Origin of the sequence: Natrarchaeobaculum aegyptiacum, from assembly GCF_002156705.1 — an archaeon.
Lineage (GTDB): Archaea > Halobacteriota > Halobacteria > Halobacteriales > Natrialbaceae > Natrarchaeobaculum > Natrarchaeobaculum aegyptiacum.
Window position 1 is genome coordinate 2,115,491 of record NZ_CP019893.1, and the last position, 17,612, is coordinate 2,133,102.

Consider the following 17,612-nt stretch of genomic DNA (forward strand, 5'->3'; position numbering starts at 1 on the left):
GCTCTCGTCTCTGTCACTGGTGTGCATGGAACGCATCTCACTGTCGAACGGCGCGTTCGAGGGCAACAACAACGCATACCTCTTCGCTGGCGGCGAGGACGTCGTCCTCGTGGATACCGGCGACTGGATGCCCGCCACGCGCGAGCAACTCGAGGCTGAGTTCGACGACCGGGGCGTCTCGTTTTCGGACGTCGACCGAATCTTTCTGACCCACTGGCATCAGGATCACACCGGCCTCGCGGGCGAGATTCAGGCCGAGAGCGGTGCCGAGGTCTACGCCCACGAGGCCGACGCGCCGCTGATCGAAGGCGACGAGGAGACCTGGGAGGCGATGCGAGACACACAGGAGACCTACTTCGAGGAGTGGGGGATGCCCGAGGCAAAGCAGGTCGAACTCCGCGAGCGGATCGTGCGCAACGACGAGCCGATCGAACTCCCCTCGGTGACGCCGTTCGAGGACGGCGATACGTTCACCGTCAACGGAACCGAGTTGACGGCCGTCCACACCTCGGGTCACGCCGCCGGTCTCTGTCTCTTCGAATTCGAGCGAGACGGCAACCGTGAGATCCTCTCCGGCGACGCCCTCCTGCCCGTCTACACGCCGAACGTCGGCGGCGCGGACGTCCGGGTCGACCGGCCGCTCGAGCGGTACCTGCGGGCGCTCCAGTCGATCGTCGACGCCGACTACGACCGCGCGTGGCCGGGTCACCGTGATCCGATCGACGACCCCGCAGCTCGGGCTGCCCACATCATCCACCACCACGAGGAGCGCTCCTACCGCGTGCTCGACGCGCTCGACCGTCTCGGCCCCTGTGACACCTGGACCGTCAGCGACGACCTCTTCGGCGACCTCGAGAGCATTCACATCCTCCACGGTCCGGGCGAGTCCTACGCCCACCTCGAGCACCTGGAACGTGACGGGACGGTCGTCCGCGAGGGCACCGAGTACCGGCTGGCCGACGGCGTGGCCGAGGAACTGGCGGCGCTCGAGGACGAACGCTGGGAACTCGAGTTCTGATTCTGGGCCAGCGCGATCGACTCGAGCGACGTCGAAGCTGGTGGCCGGTCGAACGTGCGAGACCGTGGAAGCTTTGGTTCTACCGACACCTCGCTTTGATATGTGCAGGCGCGTCCGGCCGGGGAGGTGCAGGCGATGATCGACGAGGTCGACCAGCTACTCGAGGACGTCGGGTTCGACCCGGACTCGAGCGTGTTGACCCACAGGCAGGCACAGGTGCTGGCCCTGCGCGAACGGGACATCTCGCAGGCGGACATCGCGGCGGAACTCGGCACCTCGCGGGCGAACGTCTCCTCGATCGAGTCCAGCGCGCGAGAGAACCTGCGGAAGGCCCGCGAGACCGTCGCGTTCGCGGAGGCCCTGCGAGCCCCCGTTCGCATCCGTGTCCCGGAGGGGACCGACCTCTACGACGTGCCGGAACTGGTCTACGAAGCCTGCGACGACGCCGGCGTCAAGGTCGACTACACGGCGCCGGACCTGATGAAGTCGGTCAGCGATGCCGCCGGCGCGGCAGTCGAGGGGCGACAGGTCTCGCGGCCGCTGGTCGTCGGCGTCACCTCCGACGGGATGGTCCGCGTTCGCCATCGTGATCAGGACGTCGAGTAGCCCACGTTCAGTTCTGTTCTGTTCTCGAACTCCCGACTGACCCACCAGCACCGAGAGAGAACGGCCCCCGAAGATTTGCCCACTCGCGTCCTCGAGTCCCGTATGGACCTCGAACTCGACGATAGCACGGCACTGGTGACGGCCTCCTCGAGCGGACTCGGTTTCGCGAGCGCGCAGGCGCTCGCATCGGAGGGTGCGAACGTAACCATCTGTGGCCGCGACGGGGACCGCCTCGAGGACGCCCGTGAGGACGTAGCCGAGACCGGACCGGGCGACGTCCTCGCGATTCAGGCGGACCTCACCGATCCGGACGACGTCTCGCGACTCGTCGGCGAGACGGTCGAGACGTTCGGCGGGCTCGATCACGTCGTCACTTCTGCCGGCGGCCCGCCGAGTACGACCTTCCTCGAGACTGACGAGCGCGACTGGTACGCGTCCTTCGACCTGCTCGTGATGAGCGTCGTCTGGACCATCGAGGAGGCCCACCCGCACCTGCTCGAGTCGCCCCACGGGACGATCACCTGCATCACCTCCCGGACGGTGAAGGAGGTCGCCGACGGACTCTTGCTCTCGAACGCGGTTCGCCGAGGTGTCGAGGGGCTGGTCAAGACGATCTCCCGGGAGTTCGCCCCGGAGATCCGGGCGAACACGGTCGTTCCGGGAACGATCGAGACCGCACGCATCGAGGAACTGCTCGAGGCACGCATCGAACGCGGCGTCTACGCGGACTACGAGGAGGGCCTCGCCGACTTCGCGGACTCGGTTCCGATGGACCGTATCGGCGAACCACGCGAACTCGGCGACCTGGTGGCCGTCCTGGCGAGTCCCCGCGCGAGTTACGTCAACGGCGCGTCGATCCCGATCGACGGGGGCGAGTTGCGCAGCTAGTGGCGGTCTACGCCTGCACTGCTGGGTGACATCGGTGGTCGACGCCCGATGTCACGCAGCAGTCGACGCGTGAAACGGTACCAGTGGCGATCCCGACTTCCGGCACGCGACAACAGAGCTAACAGTCATGCGACTCGAGTTGCCGTATGGCCGAGGAGTCGTCTGAATCTGTGAACGCTTCATCTCCTTCGTCCCCGCCGTCCCCACCGTCGACGGGACCTGACGCGTCGGTCTCCGGAACCAACCTCGACGGCGAGGCTCCGCGGGTCGAGCCGACGGTCGAGACCGACGAGGCCACGATCACCGACGACGCCGAACTCGAGCGGACGATCGGCCTTTCCGGTGGGCTCGCGATCGGTATCGGGACGATGATCGGCGCCGGGATCTTCGTCTTTCCGGGGCTCGCCGCGGGTAACGCCGGACCGGCCGCGTCCCTCTCGTTCGCCATCGGTGCCGTGATCGCGCTGCTGGTCGCGTTACCCACGTCGGAACTGGCGACGGCCATGCCGAAGAGTGGCGGTGGTTACTACTTCATCTCCCGTGGGCTGGGAACGCTCGCCGGGACCGTCGTGGGCCTCTCGCTGTGGTTCGGGCTCGTCTTCGCGACGGCGTTCTACCTCGTCGGGTTCGGCTACTACGTGGTCGACACGCTCGTCGAAGTCGGCGTCGCCGCTGGTGAGTGGCTCGTCATCCCGATCGCAGTCCTAGCCGGGGTCGCGTTCACGATTCTCAACGTGACTGGCACCGAGAACGCGGCGAAACTCCAGAACGGCGTGGTGGCGCTGTTGCTCTCGATCATCGTCTGCTTTCTCGCTGTCGGCGGGCTGGACGCGGCGGGTGTGTTCGGCGAGCCGTCAACGCCCGAACGGTTCGCCCCCCACGGCGCGATGCCGATCCTGTCGACCGCAGCGCTCGTGTTCACCTCTTACCTCGGGTTCGCACAGGTCGCGACCGTCGCCGGCGAGATGAAAGACCCCGGCCGGAACCTCCCACTGGCGATGGTCGGTTCGGTGCTCGTCGTCGGCGTCCTCTACGTCGCCACCATCTTCGTCGCCACCAGCGCGTTCGGGAGCGACCAGCTCGAGACCCTCGGCGAGACCGCGATGGTCGAGGTCGGGCGTCACTACCTCGGCACGGTCGGGGCCCTCGCGATCCTCGTCGGCGGCCTGCTGGCGACGATGTCGAGCGCCAACGCCTCTGTCCTGAGCACCTCCCGGGCGATTTACGCCGTCTCGAGGGACGCGCTGTTACCCCGGGATGCGAGCCGGATCAACCTCCGCTACGGCACGCCACACGTCGCGCTCGGACTCGCTGGTGGGCCGATCGTCGTGTTGACCGCAACCGGTCGCGTCGAGTTGCTCGCCGAAGTCGCCTCCTTCCTTCACCTCGTGATGTACGGCCTGATCTGCGTGGCACTGCTCGCGCTCCGGCGGAACGAACCCGAGTGGTACGATCCCGCGTTCCGCGTCCCCGGTTACCCGATCGTCCCGATCCTCGGGGCGCTCTCGAGTTTCGCGCTGGTCGCGTTCATGCAACCAGCCTCCCGGTGGATCGGACTCGCGATCGTCGTCCTCACCGCCGGCTGGTACGCCTACTACGCTCGCGACGTCTCGCTGCGAGGTGTGCTCTGAATATGACCGACGATACTGACCCACAGACTTCCGACGACGCATCGCATCCACGGACGCGCATCCTCGTTCCACTGCCTATCCTCGAGGGCGGCGCCGTCTCGGCCGGGCTGGCAGACCTGCTCGAGCCACTGGACGTGACCGTCCTCGGCTTCCACGTCCTGCCCGAACAGACGCCACCCGATCAGGCCCGACTCCAGTACGAAGACCGGGCGACCGACGCGCTCGAGGACCTCGCCGTGGAGTTCGGGGCCGAGGACGGAACGGCCGACTACCGCCTCGTGTTCACCCACGACCGGAAACAGACGATCGATCGCGTCGCCGCGGCGACGACGGCCGGCGTCTACGTCGTTCCCGGAGCGACGGGTCCCGTGGAACGCCTGCTGGTGGCCCTGACAGGCGACGTCGCGGTCGATCACGTCTGTGCGTTCACCGCCGAACTGGTCGGTGACCGGGACATCGAGGTCACGCTCTTTCTCGCGACCGACGACGAGGCCGCCGGCCGCGACCTGCTCGAGGCTGCGCGCGAGCGGCTCACTGACCGCGGCATCGACGTTCAGACGGACCTCGCCGTCGACGTCGCGCCGCTGGAGGCGCTCGTCGACGCGGCGGCCGATCACGACGCCGTCGTGATGGGTGAACGCGCCCCATCGCTTCGCTCGCTCGTCTTCGGCGAGGAGGCCGAACGAATCGCGGCCGAGTCGGTCGGTCCGGTGTTCGTGGTGCGACGGCTCGAGGGTGACGACGGCGAGGAACGAACGCTCGAGGGCGACGGCGAGGGCACGGAGTCGGACGCAGCGCGGGACGACGACGGAGAACAGTCCAAGGACGGCGGATAGACGTCGCTGGCAGCCGTCACCGGCTCTCGGCTTCCGTGTCGTCACCCCCACTCCGGCTTTCGGACTCACCGTTTTCGTCGTCCGCGGCGTCGTCCGCGGGAGACAGGTACTCACCGCGAACGACGAGGACGGGGTCGACGGCTCCCCGCGCCAGGACCCGCGCACGGTCTCGAAACACCAGCCGGCGCACCGAAGGACGACTCTCACCGACGACCAGCAGATCGTGGTCCGTCGAGGCCGCGAGAATCGCCCGCGTCGGCGAGCCGTCGACGACGAGGCTGGTCCCGATCCGCTCGCGATCGACGCCCGCGGCAGCCAGTTCGTCGGCAGCCGTCTCGAGGACGCCTATCCCCTGCTCGCGGTCGTCTCCGCTCGTCACGTGAAGGATCGTCACCGTGAGGTCGGTCCCGTCGAGGACGCCCCCGAGGAAGGCCGCGATGGGCTCGAGGTTGACGTCGCCGCGGACGGCGAGCAGGACCGACTCGAGAACGGGTGCCGGCTCGAGGAGGGCGATCGCCGTACACCGCTCTTCGATGGCGACCCGTTCGATCGTCTCGAGGCGATCGTGGGTGAACACGAGACGCGTCCGAACGTCGACGCAGTCTGCCTCGCGAAACGCGTCCGCGAGCGCCTCGAGTTCACCTCGTGCGCGGTCGCCCCACTGCTCGCGGGCGTGGTCGGTCCCGACCTGGTCGGGGAGTTCGCGATAGGCGAGCAGGGTGACGGGAACGGACGCGAGGGTCTCGACGATCGCCTCGGGGACGGCCTCCCCGCCGAGGACGTCGACCGGAACGAGCACGCGGTGGTCGCGGCTGGTTGCCATACTCGGTGGGCCAATCTGCAACGTCGAGCGGGATATAACGGGGGTCCGTTCGGGGGATCGAGGGTGGTGCTGTCCCGTCGGCACGGCCGGCAGTCGGTGTCGACCACCGGGGAACACCTGAACCAGATCACATCGAACACTGACATATGGCCGGAACGCTCTGCCGTCGACTCGGTCCCGGACGGTTGCCCTACGCCTCGAGACGCGATGCCGGCGGCGGGATCGCCATGGGCGCGACGGCGCTGCTGGCGATCGCGGTCTGGTTCGGCGGCGCCGCAGTCCTGTTCGGTACGGGGGTCGTGACGGGAGCGTCGGCCGGCCACCTCGCCGGCTTCACCCTCGGGATGAGCGTCTTCGTTGCCCCGCTGTCGGTACCGACGGCCGTCGTGGTGGGGATCGCGCTCTGGCGGTACGTCCACCCCGGCGGCCCACGCCCGTTCCTCGGTGGCGTTCTCGGCGCCTGTACGGCCGTCGTGAGTGTGGCTGGCGGTGCGCTCGGCATCGGCTTCGTCGTCGGCCTCTCGAACGTCGCCGACGGGACGATGGGCCTGCTCGAGGCGGTCCAGTTCGTGCTGGGGACCACGATGCTCGCGGTCCCGTTCGCGATCGCGTTCGGCGGGTGGCTGGTCGTCCCGCTCGGCGCGTTCGGCGGGTGGTATCACGAGCGGGCAAAACGGGCTGGTTGACGCGCTCTGTTCTCGCTTGCGTTCAGTCTGCGGGCATCGAACAGGTTCCCTCGTAGGAGACCTCCTCGACCGACTCGATCTCGGGCTGGTCGCCACAGACCGGACAGGCCGGGTTCGCCCGCATCTCGACCGGTTCGAAGCTCATGTCCATCGCGTCGTACATCAGCAGTCGCCCCTCGAGCAGGTCGCCCTTCCCGAGCAGGTACTTGACGACCTCGGTGGCCTGGATGCAGCCGACGGTGCCGGGGAGGACCCCGAGGACGCCGGTCGTCGCGCAGTCGGGGACCGTCCCGGGTTCGGGAGCTTCGGGGAACAGACAGCGGTAGCAGGGTGAGTCCTCCTCGTCGGCGTTCACGTCGGTCTCTTCGCTGGCGGCGCTCCCGTCGCGCTCGTTCGTGAACGTCGTCACCTGCCCTTCGAATCGGTAAATCGCCCCGTGAGCCAGCGCCGTGTTCGAGAGGACGCAGTAATCGTTGAGCAGGTACCGCGTCGCGAAGTTGTCGCTGGCGTCGCAGACCACGTCGTAGCCGTCGACGAGGTCGGCCACGTTCTCGGGATTCAGCCGCTTCTCGTGGGTCTCGACGTCGATATCTGGGTTGAGCGCCCGGACGTAGTCGGCGGCGCTCTCGACTTTCGGCCGCCCCACGTCGGCGTCGGCGTGGACGATCTGGCGTTGCAGGTTCGACCGCTCGACGACGTCGTCGTCGACGATCCCGATCCGGCCGACTCCCGCCGCCGCCAGATACTGGATCGCCGGCGAGCCGAGTCCCCCGGCGCCGACGACCAGCACGCTCCCCTCGAGCAGTCGCTGTTGCCCCTCGGGACCGATCTCGTCCATGATAACGTGTCTCGAGTACCGGTCCAGCTGGGTCGCGTCGAGGCGTAAGTCGCTCATATCCCAGTATTGGTGCGTCCCGGAGAAAAGTTCGTGGGTCACCCGGACTCGAACCGGTTGCCGTCGACCTCGAGCGTCTACCCGGCCGACCGATGTGTGGTAATTCGTCGCACGATCGAGGCAGACGTTTCGCCCACCCCAACGATTATGTAGTGTGCTGCACGTTCACACACGTATGGCATCCTCACCCAACGGTGCCGGTGACGACGTGTTCGATCAATTCCTCGCGGATCGCGGTCATGCGGTAGAACGTGTCGGGTGGGAACGAGAGTATAACAAGAAACAGTGTCCAGAATGCGGCGGGCTTCACGACCCGTCCGCGAGCGCCTGTACCGTCTGCGGCTGGGAACCGACGGTCTGATCCTCTGGCGGAGGCCGCCGTCCCTGCGTCCTCCTGTCTCGTTCGACGACCGCAGACCAGCAGGACTCGACGCGCATCGGACCAGTCGACGGTGCGACCCAGCCACTCCCGCCCAGCGTCTCCCCCTCTCGACGCTGACTACGAACGGTAATTTCTCCAACCAGTCGGGCCATAATTAGAAGATGCGATACGGTACAATTATTATCGCTCACGCCAAGCGTTCAGTGAGTACGACCATGCCGGAATGTCAAAATTGCGGTGCATTCGTGACGGACGCCTACGCTCGAGTCTTCACCCCTCGTGGCGTCGACGATCCGCGCGTCTGCCCGGAGTGTGAAGACAAGATTCGTGACGGTTCCCAGATTCGTGCCGCCCGCTCGCCGCGAAACACGTAACCGAGGCTTTCAGATCGTTTTCCCCCTGTGGTTCCGAAAATTACTGCCGCTCGCTCTTCGCCGGCCACCCACCGGTCAGGTCGCTTACCGGTACTCGAGCGTGGCCGTTCCAGCGAAGACAACCCACGTCACTTATAGGTCTCGCCCGCCTGAACAGGGACAATGGCTCCCACCGAGACGAAGGTGACCCGGTTGTTCGGCGGTCCGGGTAGCGGGAAGACGACCGCCCTCCTCGATCACGTCGAAGACATTCTAGACCAAGATGGCGTCACCTTTCGGGACATCCTCGTCGTCTCGTACACGCGCGCCGCAGCACAGGAGGTTCGCGAGCGTCTCGCCGACCGACTCGACGAATCGCCCCGTGCACTCCAGGGCAACGTCTGTACGATGCACGCGAAGGCCTACGATCTGCTCGATCTCTCTCGTGGCGACGTCATCGGCGAAAAGGACAAAGAGGAGTTCTGTGAGGACTACGGCCTCGAGTTCGAAGACGAGTACTCCGGCGCCGGCCGGCGTACCGCTCGCTCGACGACCATCGGGAACAAGATCATCGCCACGAGCCAGTGGCTCCAGCGAACCCGCCGGGACGTCGCCGACTGGTACGACGTCCCCTTCCAGTGGGACGTCGAGGAGGTTCGCCTCCCGCCGGAGATCGATCCGAACGCTCAGGAGGGCAACAAGTACACGCCCACCTGGCCCAGCGACGACGACCGGATCGACGTCCCCGAGGCGATCCGTGCCTGGCGTTCCTACAAGGGCGAACAGGGCAAGATCGGCTTCGCGGACATGTTAGAGCGCGTCAGACAGCGCTCGCTCGTTCCGAACGTCGAGTACCTCGTGATCGACGAATTCCAGGACATCACCACGCTCCAGTACGACGTCTATCAGGAGTGGAAACCCTACGTGACGGAGGTCCTGATCGCCGGTGACGACGACCAGGTCGTCTACTCCTGGCAGGGTGCAGACCCCGCCTTGCTGCTCGAGGAAGACGTCGACGAAGACGTGATTCTCCCGAACTCCTACCGGCTGCCATCGAACGTCCTCAACGCGGTGAACAAGGAGATCCGTCACATCGAACAGCGTCAGGACAAGGACCTCAACCCGCGCAAGGAAGGCGGCAGCGTCGAGGCCAAGCGCAACGGCTCGATGCTCGACGTCGTCCGGATGGTTCGCCGAACGCTCGTCGAAGGCGACGGCACCATCATGGTACTGTTCCGTGCGCGCTACCAGATGTTCCAGTTCATCGATGAATTCATCACCGAGGGGGTGCCGTTCACCTCGCTGACCGACCAGCGGATGTGGACCGATCGGCTCACCGACTACGTCCGCGCCGTCGAGGCCATCGACGCCGGCAAGGACGTCACCGGACTGCAGGCGCGCCGACTCGCCGACATGCTCCAGGAATCGGCGTTCGGCACGGGCGAGCGCGACGACCTGTTCGACGAGATCGACGAGCGACAGGAAGACGCCGGCATCGACGATCTCGAGGAACTGATGATCCCCGGTGATGTGATCGAGGACCTCGTGCCGTTCATGCCGACGCCCGCCTCGGCCGCCGACATGGTCCGCAAGGTGACGAGCTTCCAGAAGAAGTCCATCCGCTCGTACTTCGCGATCGGCGAGTACCAGGGAATGGATACCGACCGGGTTCGCGTCGGCACCATCCACTCCGCGAAGGGTCGCGAAGCCGACCACGTCTTCGTCGCCACCGACCTCACCGAGAAAGTCGTCGAGCAGATGGTCGCCACCGTGGACGATCCCGAGGACGTCCCCGGCATCGAGGAGTTCACCAAGACCACCTCGCCCGTGCCCGTCCTCACCGACAACGAACGCCGCGTCTTCTACGTCGGCATGTCCCGCGCCCGCGAACGGCTCGTCCTCCTCGAGAACTTAGTCGACGGTGCCCCGACGCTACCGATCGACGTCTTGCTCGAGAACGAACCCGTCGACGCCACCGTCGAGGAACTCGTCGAAGCCGCCCAGGAACCGATCGAGGACGCCGAGACCGAAGAGGTCGAAGCCGAAGCCCCCTGAGCCGTGGTTCGCGAGGTCCGTGCCTACCTCGAGTCGACGCTCGAGGCCGAACTCGACGCGCGAGCGGCGACCGGGGTCGTTCACGCCGGTCCCGCTCGCGACCCAGCGATCCGGTACTGGCTCGAAGCGAGCGACGAAGCGGCAGGTGCCGCGCGAGTGAGCTACGTCGACGAGCGACGACGCTTGGCGGTCGCCTACACCGCCGCGTCGGACTCGACGATCGTCCACTCGGACGCAGACTCGTCACACCCAGCCGAGAAACTCGCGAGTGACCTCGCCGATCGGGGCCTCGATGGAACGGTGCTGACACCGGCTGCGATCCCCCACGACGCCGCGCTCTACCTCGAGCGCGCCGGCTTTGGCCTCGCCTCGACGGACGTCCTCGAGCGCGCTCGAGCGACGAAGATCCCCGGTGAACGCGAGCGGATCGCGGCCGCCCAGTCGATCGCGGGCGACGGAATCGAGCGCGCGGCCGCGGTGCTCGCCGGGACGACCGTCCGCGACGATGGCTGGCTCGAGCACGATGGTGTGCCATTGACACCCGACCGACTTCGAATCGCCGCCGACGAGGCGATCGTCGCCGCGGGTGGCCTCCCGTCGGGGAACACGCGCGTCGATCCGGGAGTCACGGGGGCCGACGACGGAGCGCTCCGGGCAGGCGATCCGATCGTCGTCACCGTCGCTCCCCGGACCCGTGACGGCTACCACGGCGGGCTCGTCCGCACGTTCGTCGTCGCTGGCGAGGGTGGCCCGGAACGACGCGCCCACGTCGGCGTCACCCACGCCTTTCGCTCGAGCGAGGCGATGCTGACCGCTGACAGCCACTCGGTGACCGCCGTCGAGGCCGACCTCGAGGCCGAGGTCCGCGCCTTCGGCGTCGCAGGCGAGGAAAACGTCGAGACGGACGTCGCAGGCGTCGGCCTCGAGCCCCGTGAAGCGCCACTCGCTGGCGGGGACGAGGTCGGACCCGGGTGCGTCGTCAGACTCGAGGCCGCCGGGTGCGTCGACGGTGCCTGGGTTCGCGTGGCCGACGTGCTCTCGGTCGAGGACGACGGCGTCGAGTGGCTCCCAGCGCCATCGCGCTCGCTCGAGCCGACGGCGCTGCTCGAGTGACCGTCGCTCAGTTCACCGCTTCCTGGTCGTCGTAGGCCGTCTCCCGGTCAGCGTCGAGGAGGAACGGCCCCTCCTCTGGGGTCAGCTTGGTGACGGTCGCAGCCCGCAGGATGTACGACGTGAGCACGGCGTACGGTGCGAGGGCGAGCGTGTACGCGAAGCTGATGAATACCGTCAGCGGCGTGTAGCCGACCAGCGAGACGTCGGGGAAGAGTCCGGTGTCGAGTGCGAGCAAGACGTAGGTGATGAAGACGATGATCGGCAACGAGACGGTCAACAGCGTCGTCGAGAGGTCAGAGAGCTCGAGTTTGTAGTACAGCGTCTTGAAGTACTCGCGACAGACCATCAGTTTGTGGAGGGTGTCGACGATGTCCTCGATCACGGTCCGCTCCTCGTCGGTCAACTGGTCGTCGTACTTGGTGAGGATTCGTCGCGACTGATAGAGTTGCCACGAGGAGTCGTAGTTCAATCCCGTCAGGAGTTCGTCCGTCGAGCCCTTCGGGACCCGCGAGAGGGTGGTCAGCACCTCCTCGGTGTTCGACTGGATGTCGGCCTGCAGGCGGTCGACGTCCTCGCGGTAGTCGTCGCTGCTGGCGTCGCCTGCGCCCTCGAGTTCCTGCAGCTCGTTGGCCCGCTGTTTGATCGAGCGGAGGACGACGGCCGTGAACTGCCCGGGGCGGGCCGGGCTCACGTCGACGATGCCGTGGTCTTCGATCGCTGCCTGAAAGTCCATCGTCGTCTCGACGCGCTCTGACTGGTCGCCGAGGGAGGTCAGTTCCTGTGAGATGCCGACGGCGGCGATGGAGACGACGATCGAGACGAGCAGAATCGTCCCGGAGAGGAGGGTGTTGAACACCGTCTGGACCATCGTCGTCTCGCTCAGCAGTTCCTGGTACTCGATCGGCCAGACGCCACCGAGGACGAGCAACAGGGCGAAGACGGCCGCGAGCAGCGCCGTCGCCACTCGCTCGCGGTTGCCGTCGAAGAGGATCCACTGTTTCAGGCGGTTCTGACTCGAGCGATCGACCCGTCTTCCCGGCGTTCCAACCCAGTTCCGTGCGGCGTGAAGCAGTGACTCACCGTCGGCCATCTGTGGTCCGACAGCGCCGACGTGCAAATAGTCTGTACCGGGAACTGCGTCCCTCGCCCAGCAGCCGACCCGGAACGGCTTTCCCTCGCCGCCGACCACCCTCGTGTATGTTCACCGGAATCGTCGAGGAGACCGGCGAGATCGTCGCCCGCGAGCGGACCGACGAGGGGCTCAGGCTGCAGATCGGTGCCGACGAGGTGGCGACGGGCCTCGAGCATGGCCAGAGTATCAGCGTCAGCGGAGCCTGTCTCACCGTCGAACGCTTCGCCGAGGGGGAGTGGTTCGAGGTCTTCCTCGCCAGCGAGACCGTCGATCGAACTTATCTCGGGGACCTCGAGACCGGCGACGTCGTCAACTTAGAGCGGGCGATGCCTGCCGACGGTCGGTTCGACGGGCACGTGGTCCAGGGCCACGTCGACGCGGTGGCGACGGTTCGGGACGTCGAATCGGTGGGTGACGACTGGTACTTCGCGTTCGACCTCCCCGACGGCTACGACCGGTACGTCGTCGAGAAGGGCTCGATCACCCTCGATGGGATCAGCCTCACCGTCGCTACCCTTGAGAGCGGTGCGTCCTCGGCGCACCGAAATGGAGACGGTGAAACCGTCGACGAGGGAACCGTCACCGTCGCGATCATCCCGACGACCTACGACCTGACGACGCTCTCGGAGAAAGAACCCGGCGATCCGGTCCACCTCGAGGTCGACGTGCTCGCGAAGTACGTCGAACGGCTGCTCGAGGCGCGGTTCGACTGAGTTCGTCGTCATCCTGACGGCTCGCCGTCGGTGTCCTCCTCGATCGCCCCGTCTTCTTCCCTCTCGTCCCCGGATGCGTGGAGCGGCGGGTCGAACTCGAAGCCGCTCTCGCGATCCGATTCGCTCGCAGACTCGAGATCTTGACGGTCGTCCCCGTGGTCACGTCTGGAGTCGAGATTGGCCCGCTCGACGCGGCCGTCGTGGGTGGCCCGCTCGCTCGAGTCCGCTCGAGTTCGCGGGTCGAACTCGGTCTTCTCGGGGGTGAGGTCCCGGCGGCCGGCGTCCTCGCGAACGGTGCGATAGGTGCTGCGGTATCGCGAGACCTTCACGTAGAGGTAGCCACCGATGGCGAGGTTGTAACTGACCACGTAGCCGATGAACGCGACCTCGACGCTGACGGGGTAGAGCGCGGCGACGAACGGCGGGACGAGACCGACGGTCGTGTTGTAGAGGGCGTGGGCGACTGCGGCGACCAGCAGGCCCTTGACGACCAGCGGGCCGGCGTACTGGGGGTTGAACTTCGCCAGACCGAGGTAGTAGCCCGCGATGGCCGAGTAGATCACGTGTCCGGGGCCGACGAGCGCCCGGACGCTCGCGATTCCGGTCGCGGCAGTAAACAGCCCGGCGTCGGCCTGGGCCACGGTGCCGGTGATGTAGATGGTGTTCTCGATGGCGGCGAACCCGAGGCCGGCGACGGCCCCGTAGACGGCCCCGTCGAGCACCGAGTCGAACGTCGACGACCGGTAGGCGAACGCACGAACAGCGAGCAATTTCACGGTCTCTTCGACCGGACCGACGATCAGGAAGAAAAAGAGCACCCAGCCGATCAGCGGAATCGCCTGCAGATACGGTCTGGTGACGTCGTTGACGATCGCCGCGATGGTCGCGAAGACGATGGCGAGCAGGAAGGTGACGACCAGCAACCCCAGCGGCTGGCGGGTCGTCACGTCGGTGTACCAGATAAAGGCTGCGAGCAGGGCCGCGGGAACGACAGAGAGCGCGAAGAAGCCGCCGATCCAGGGCTCCTCGAGTACGAGGACCGTCGGCTGGAGGAGCAAGACGAGCGTGATCGAGATGGTGACGACGAGGACGATCGCCTGCCAGCCGTAGGAGATCGCAGTGTAGATCGCGCAGGCGAGCCAGTCGACCAGCGACCGGGGCTCCCACGTCGAGACGTCGTAGAGGTCCCGATCCTCGTCGTCGGCGCGCTCGATCGGGTCTCGCCTGCGATCCATGCGGCGACTTACGGCGTCCGGTCCGGTAAGCGTTCGGCAGTCGGCGGCTCTTGTCCGTCTCTCTGAAGCCCACGCTCAGGCCACGCCGAATCGGCTCTGGGAATGATACGGACGATCGTGCACTCGGAATCCACAAAGGGGTGGGGGGCAAACTGGGGACCCATGACCAGGGTGCGCGTGCGCGGCATCTACGCGACGGCGGTGACACAGTTGCTGACCGACGCCGGCCTCGAGGTCGTCCAGGCCTCGGACCCCATCCGCGATCGGTTCGACGAGTCGTTCCCGACGGCGTCGGCAGACGCCTCGGTCTGGACCACCCGCGATCGACAGGGACTCGAGGTGTCTGGAGAGTCCGATGCCGTCGAGGCCGTCGTGGCGGCACTCGCGGACCTCGCGATCGACACGTTCCGCTGGGACGGCGACGTGGCCCGCGACGAAATCTACGACGCCGAGGTGCTCGAGGCCCGCGGCGGGAGCGGCGCTGTCGTCGACCTCGGAGCGGGCCACCGGGGCTATCTCAAATACGACGACGTCGACGGCTACGTGGACGACGGCAACCGCTACCGCGTGCAGGTGACGGAGCCGACGCCGCCGTGGGACGACGACCGCCCGCAGGTCTCCCCCTCGCTCGAGGTGGGCGGCGGCCTCTGTACGCTCTCGCAGGATCGCAGCGGCGTCTCGGCCGACCTCCGTGGCGGCGCTGCAGACGAACTCGTGGGGATGACCGACCTCCTCTCGGTCGACGTTCCCGACGGGTGGGGCCTGCGCTGGCAACGCGGCGCCGACGGGGCCGACCTCGAGTCGATGACCGCGGCGCTCGAGACGGCCGTCGACCGCGCGGAGACGCTCGAGGAGGCACTCGAAGACGAGCCCGAAGAACCGGGCGAGCCGGGCAAACTCGTGGCGACGGGACAGACCGTCTGGCTGTGGTTCGGCCGGGAGTCCCGGTTCGCTCTCGATTCGGCCCGCCGAACGGTCGAGACGACGATGGCGGGTCACCACCGCACGAAGACGGCCACCCGGGCGGCGAGCGCGGCCGTCGACTTCGCCGAAGCGGTCTGTGAGACGCCCGCGACCGGCGACGATGCGTTCCCGTTCGGGGCAGTCACCCGCCAGTTCGGGCCGACCGAGGGCGATCGCCTCGAGATCGGCCACGGAAAGCCCGATGGAAGGCTCATCTCGCTCGGTTCGGGCGAGGTAACCGACCGGGACGCCGAGGGGTCGATCACCCTCGAGCGCTCGATGAGCGCTGGCGGGAGCTACGACGCGCTGGGGGTTCCGAAAGAAGCGGGCGACGTGGCGGTCACGACGTTCCGCGAGGGCCGGTGGTGGTACCCGACGACGTACAGGGCCGACGACGGGACGGTGAAAGGCACCTACGTCAACGTCTGCACACCGCTCGAGGTCTTCCCCGACGGCGTCCGGTACGTCGACCTCTACGTGGACGTGATCCGCCTCCCCGACGGGACCGTCGAGGTCGTCGACGCCGACGAACTCGAGGCGGCCGTTGCGGAGGGGCTGGTGAGCGAGGGTCTCGCGGAGAAAGCACGGACCGTGGCAGAGGCAGTCGAGCGCGCACTCTCGTCGTGAGGGGTCAGTCGGAAACGCTGGCGACGTCGCCAACCGCGGGTGTCGACGGCAGCAAGCGGACGTAATCGTCGAGGTCCAGCGCGAACTCACCCACCGTGGCGGGGCGGACCCACCGCAGGTCGAACTCGGCACCGTGTTCGTCGCCGCCGTCGGTCACCGTGTGCGTCCAGCGATCGCGTGGCTCGTGGACCGTCGCGTGGAAGAAGTGGCGCACGTAGCGTTTCGGTGGCGAGCGTCGGCGCGTCCAGACGTCCGTCGTCAGGTGGGTCACGCCGTTGAGCGTCCCGAGACCGGTCTCTTCTGCGACCTCCCGGTAGAGCGCTTCCCGTGGAGATTCGCCGCCCTCGAGTGTTCCCTTCGGAATCTGGAGGCCGTCGTGGCCCGGCCCCTCGAAGACGAGCAGTTCGCCCGTCGCTCGCGTGACGTAGGCGCAGGCCTTCTGCACGTAGGTGGGTTCGGTCATGCTATTCTTCCACAATGGGTGGGCGGTTAAGTGTACGTACGGAGACCCTAGAAGGGATTAAGGGAATTTACCGCCTCGAGCGGCAGCTACCCGCGAAACCCGCGCGGGCGACGCTCAGTCGGAGGCGATCTCCGGTTCGTACTCGGCGACCGGTTCGCCGTCGATCTGGGTGAAGACCGTCGCGAGTGCGGGGCCGGAGACGTTGTGCCAGACGCTGAACAGTGCCGGGATGAGCGCGGCGACGGGGTCGAAGAACGCGATGGCGATCGCGACCGCGAGGCCGCTGTTCTGGAGTCCGACCTCGAACGCGCAGGCGCGGGCCCGATCTTCGGCCATGCCAGTCACCTTGCCGACGCCGTAGCCGGCACCGAGCCCGAGGCCGTTGTGGAGGACGACCGCGAGGAAGACGACTGCGCTGGCGGCGAGGATCTCCTCGACGTTCAGGCCGACGACGGCCGCGACGATGGCGACGATGGCGACGACGCTGATCGCCGGGAAGATCGACAGGCCGGCTTTCGCTGCGGTCGGGGCGTACTTGTCGAGTACCAGCCGCAGGAGCAACCCGGCGACGACGGGGATCAGGACGATCAGGACGATCTCCTGGGCCATCTCGGCGAACGTGACGGTGATCTGCTCACCCGCGAGCAGGACGACCCACGCGGGCATCACGAGCGGCGCGGCGATCGTCGTCACCGACGTGATCGTTACCGACAGCGCCACGTCGCCCCGCCCGAGGTAGGTCATCACGTTCGAGGCCGTCCCACCCGGTGCGGCACCGACGAGGATCAGCCCCAGTCCGACCTCCCACCGAAGTCCGAGCGCGACGACGAGCACGTACGCGAACGCCGGCATCAGGATCCACTGTGCGAGCGCGCCGATCGCGACGTCTCGAGGTCGCTCGAGGATCCGCCTGAAGTCTGCGGGCGTGAGCGTCAGCCCCATCCCGAGCATGACGAGGCCAAGCAGCGGGGCGATGTAGTCGCCGATCGGGACGAACGTATCAGGAGTGAATAACGCGATAATCGAGACGAGAAGTACCCAGACGACGAAGTACTTGCTCGTCAGTTGACTAACTCGCTCGAGTAGTGCGAGACTGTTCATCTGTATATCACCTTATTGATACTCATGTTTGCCGATCAGTCAGTTCTTACGTATAAATCGTGCGACTCGGAGCTGCCATCGGTCTCGACCTC

Annotated in this window: 17 protein-coding genes and 1 pseudogene; 12 read left to right on the forward strand and 6 right to left on the reverse strand. The window is 66.9% G+C overall.

Going from position 1 to position 17,612, the window contains the following annotated elements:
• Nucleotides 1-25: 25 nt before the first annotated feature.
• The 5 genes from B1756_RS10365 to B1756_RS10385 all read left to right on the forward strand — a co-directional run bounded on the left by B1756_RS10365 (nucleotide 26) and on the right by B1756_RS10385 (nucleotide 4,979).
• Nucleotides 26-1,018 (forward strand): MBL fold metallo-hydrolase, encoded by a 993-nt coding sequence (locus tag B1756_RS10365; RefSeq protein WP_086888468.1) that lies wholly within the window; start codon nucleotides 26-28, stop codon nucleotides 1,016-1,018.
• 126 nt (nucleotides 1,019-1,144) lie between these two features.
• Nucleotides 1,145-1,624: a Tfx family DNA-binding protein gene (locus B1756_RS10370; protein ID WP_086890140.1), complete on the forward strand. Its 480-nt coding sequence runs from the start codon at nucleotides 1,145-1,147 to the stop codon at nucleotides 1,622-1,624.
• Between the two features lie 102 nt (nucleotides 1,625-1,726).
• On the forward strand, nucleotides 1,727-2,512 hold the full coding sequence (locus tag B1756_RS10375; RefSeq protein WP_086888469.1) for an SDR family oxidoreductase: 786 nt from the start codon (nucleotides 1,727-1,729) through the stop codon (nucleotides 2,510-2,512).
• 146 nt (nucleotides 2,513-2,658) lie between these two features.
• The gene (locus tag B1756_RS10380; RefSeq protein WP_086888470.1) at nucleotides 2,659-4,143 is read left to right on the forward strand and encodes an APC family permease; all 1,485 of its coding nucleotides are present in this window, start codon (nucleotides 2,659-2,661) and stop codon (nucleotides 4,141-4,143) included.
• Between the two features lie 2 nt (nucleotides 4,144-4,145).
• Nucleotides 4,146-4,979, forward strand: a complete 834-nt coding sequence (locus B1756_RS10385; RefSeq protein ID WP_228434327.1) for a universal stress protein — start codon at nucleotides 4,146-4,148, stop codon at nucleotides 4,977-4,979.
• Nucleotides 4,980-4,995: 16 nt separating this feature from the next.
• Here B1756_RS10385 and B1756_RS10390 read toward each other — a convergent pair whose 3' ends face one another.
• The gene (locus B1756_RS10390; RefSeq protein WP_086888471.1) at nucleotides 4,996-5,802 is read right to left on the reverse strand and encodes a universal stress protein; all 807 of its coding nucleotides are present in this window, start codon (nucleotides 5,800-5,802) and stop codon (nucleotides 4,996-4,998) included.
• A 146-nt stretch (nucleotides 5,803-5,948) separates the two neighbouring features.
• On the opposite strand from B1756_RS10390, the gene B1756_RS10395 reads away from it, so the two are divergent.
• The gene (locus tag B1756_RS10395; protein WP_086888472.1) at nucleotides 5,949-6,488 is read left to right on the forward strand and encodes a hypothetical protein; all 540 of its coding nucleotides are present in this window, start codon (nucleotides 5,949-5,951) and stop codon (nucleotides 6,486-6,488) included.
• A gap of 22 nt (nucleotides 6,489-6,510) precedes the next feature.
• On the opposite strand, the gene ubaA is transcribed toward B1756_RS10395, so the two are convergent.
• Complete coding sequence (ubaA, locus tag B1756_RS10400; protein ID WP_086888473.1) at nucleotides 6,511-7,383, reverse strand: SAMP-activating enzyme E1; 873 nt, start codon at nucleotides 7,381-7,383, stop codon at nucleotides 6,511-6,513.
• A gap of 175 nt (nucleotides 7,384-7,558) precedes the next feature.
• Between ubaA and B1756_RS10405 the strand changes: the two genes are divergently transcribed.
• From B1756_RS10405 to B1756_RS10415, 4 genes are all read left to right on the forward strand, one after another.
• Entirely contained in the window at nucleotides 7,559-7,744 is a 186-nt protein-coding gene (locus B1756_RS10405) for an HVO_0416 family zinc finger protein (RefSeq protein ID WP_086888474.1), read from the forward strand.
• 236 nt (nucleotides 7,745-7,980) lie between these two features.
• Entirely contained in the window at nucleotides 7,981-8,139 is a 159-nt protein-coding gene (locus B1756_RS20050; RefSeq protein WP_422656506.1) for a DUF7563 family protein, read from the forward strand.
• Nucleotides 8,140-8,301: 162 nt separating this feature from the next.
• A complete protein-coding gene (locus tag B1756_RS10410) occupies nucleotides 8,302-10,173 on the forward strand; it encodes a UvrD-helicase domain-containing protein (RefSeq protein WP_086888475.1) in 1,872 nt (623 codons plus the stop codon).
• 3 nt (nucleotides 10,174-10,176) lie between these two features.
• Nucleotides 10,177-11,286 (forward strand): M24 family metallopeptidase, encoded by a 1,110-nt coding sequence (locus B1756_RS10415; RefSeq protein ID WP_086888476.1) that lies wholly within the window; start codon nucleotides 10,177-10,179, stop codon nucleotides 11,284-11,286.
• A gap of 7 nt (nucleotides 11,287-11,293) precedes the next feature.
• Here the strand turns inward: B1756_RS10415 and B1756_RS10420 are convergent, their stop codons facing one another.
• Nucleotides 11,294-12,376, reverse strand: a complete 1,083-nt coding sequence (locus tag B1756_RS10420) for a DUF7972 family membrane protein (RefSeq protein WP_086890141.1) — start codon at nucleotides 12,374-12,376, stop codon at nucleotides 11,294-11,296.
• Between the two features lie 107 nt (nucleotides 12,377-12,483).
• On the opposite strand from B1756_RS10420, the gene B1756_RS10425 reads away from it, so the two are divergent.
• The gene (locus B1756_RS10425) at nucleotides 12,484-13,131 is read left to right on the forward strand and encodes a riboflavin synthase (RefSeq protein ID WP_086888477.1); all 648 of its coding nucleotides are present in this window, start codon (nucleotides 12,484-12,486) and stop codon (nucleotides 13,129-13,131) included.
• Between the two features lie 227 nt (nucleotides 13,132-13,358).
• Here B1756_RS10425 and B1756_RS10430 read toward each other — a convergent pair.
• Nucleotides 13,359-14,366 (reverse strand): annotated as a pseudogene (locus B1756_RS10430) (PrsW family intramembrane metalloprotease); the annotation flags it as partial.
• Nucleotides 14,367-14,528: 162 nt separating this feature from the next.
• On the opposite strand from B1756_RS10430, the gene B1756_RS10435 reads away from it, so the two are divergent.
• On the forward strand, nucleotides 14,529-15,956 hold the full coding sequence (locus B1756_RS10435) for a ribonuclease FAU-1 family protein (RefSeq protein WP_086888479.1): 1,428 nt from the start codon (nucleotides 14,529-14,531) through the stop codon (nucleotides 15,954-15,956).
• Nucleotides 15,957-15,960: 4 nt separating this feature from the next.
• Here the strand turns inward: B1756_RS10435 and B1756_RS10440 are convergent, their stop codons facing one another.
• A complete protein-coding gene (locus B1756_RS10440) occupies nucleotides 15,961-16,419 on the reverse strand; it encodes an NUDIX hydrolase (protein WP_086888480.1) in 459 nt (152 codons plus the stop codon).
• Nucleotides 16,420-16,533: 114 nt separating this feature from the next.
• Nucleotides 16,534-17,520 carry a bile acid:sodium symporter family protein gene (locus tag B1756_RS10445; RefSeq protein ID WP_086888481.1) on the reverse strand — a complete coding sequence of 329 codons (987 nt, stop codon included), beginning with the start codon at nucleotides 17,518-17,520 and terminating at the stop codon, nucleotides 16,534-16,536.
• Nucleotides 17,521-17,612: the final 92 nt, after the last annotated feature.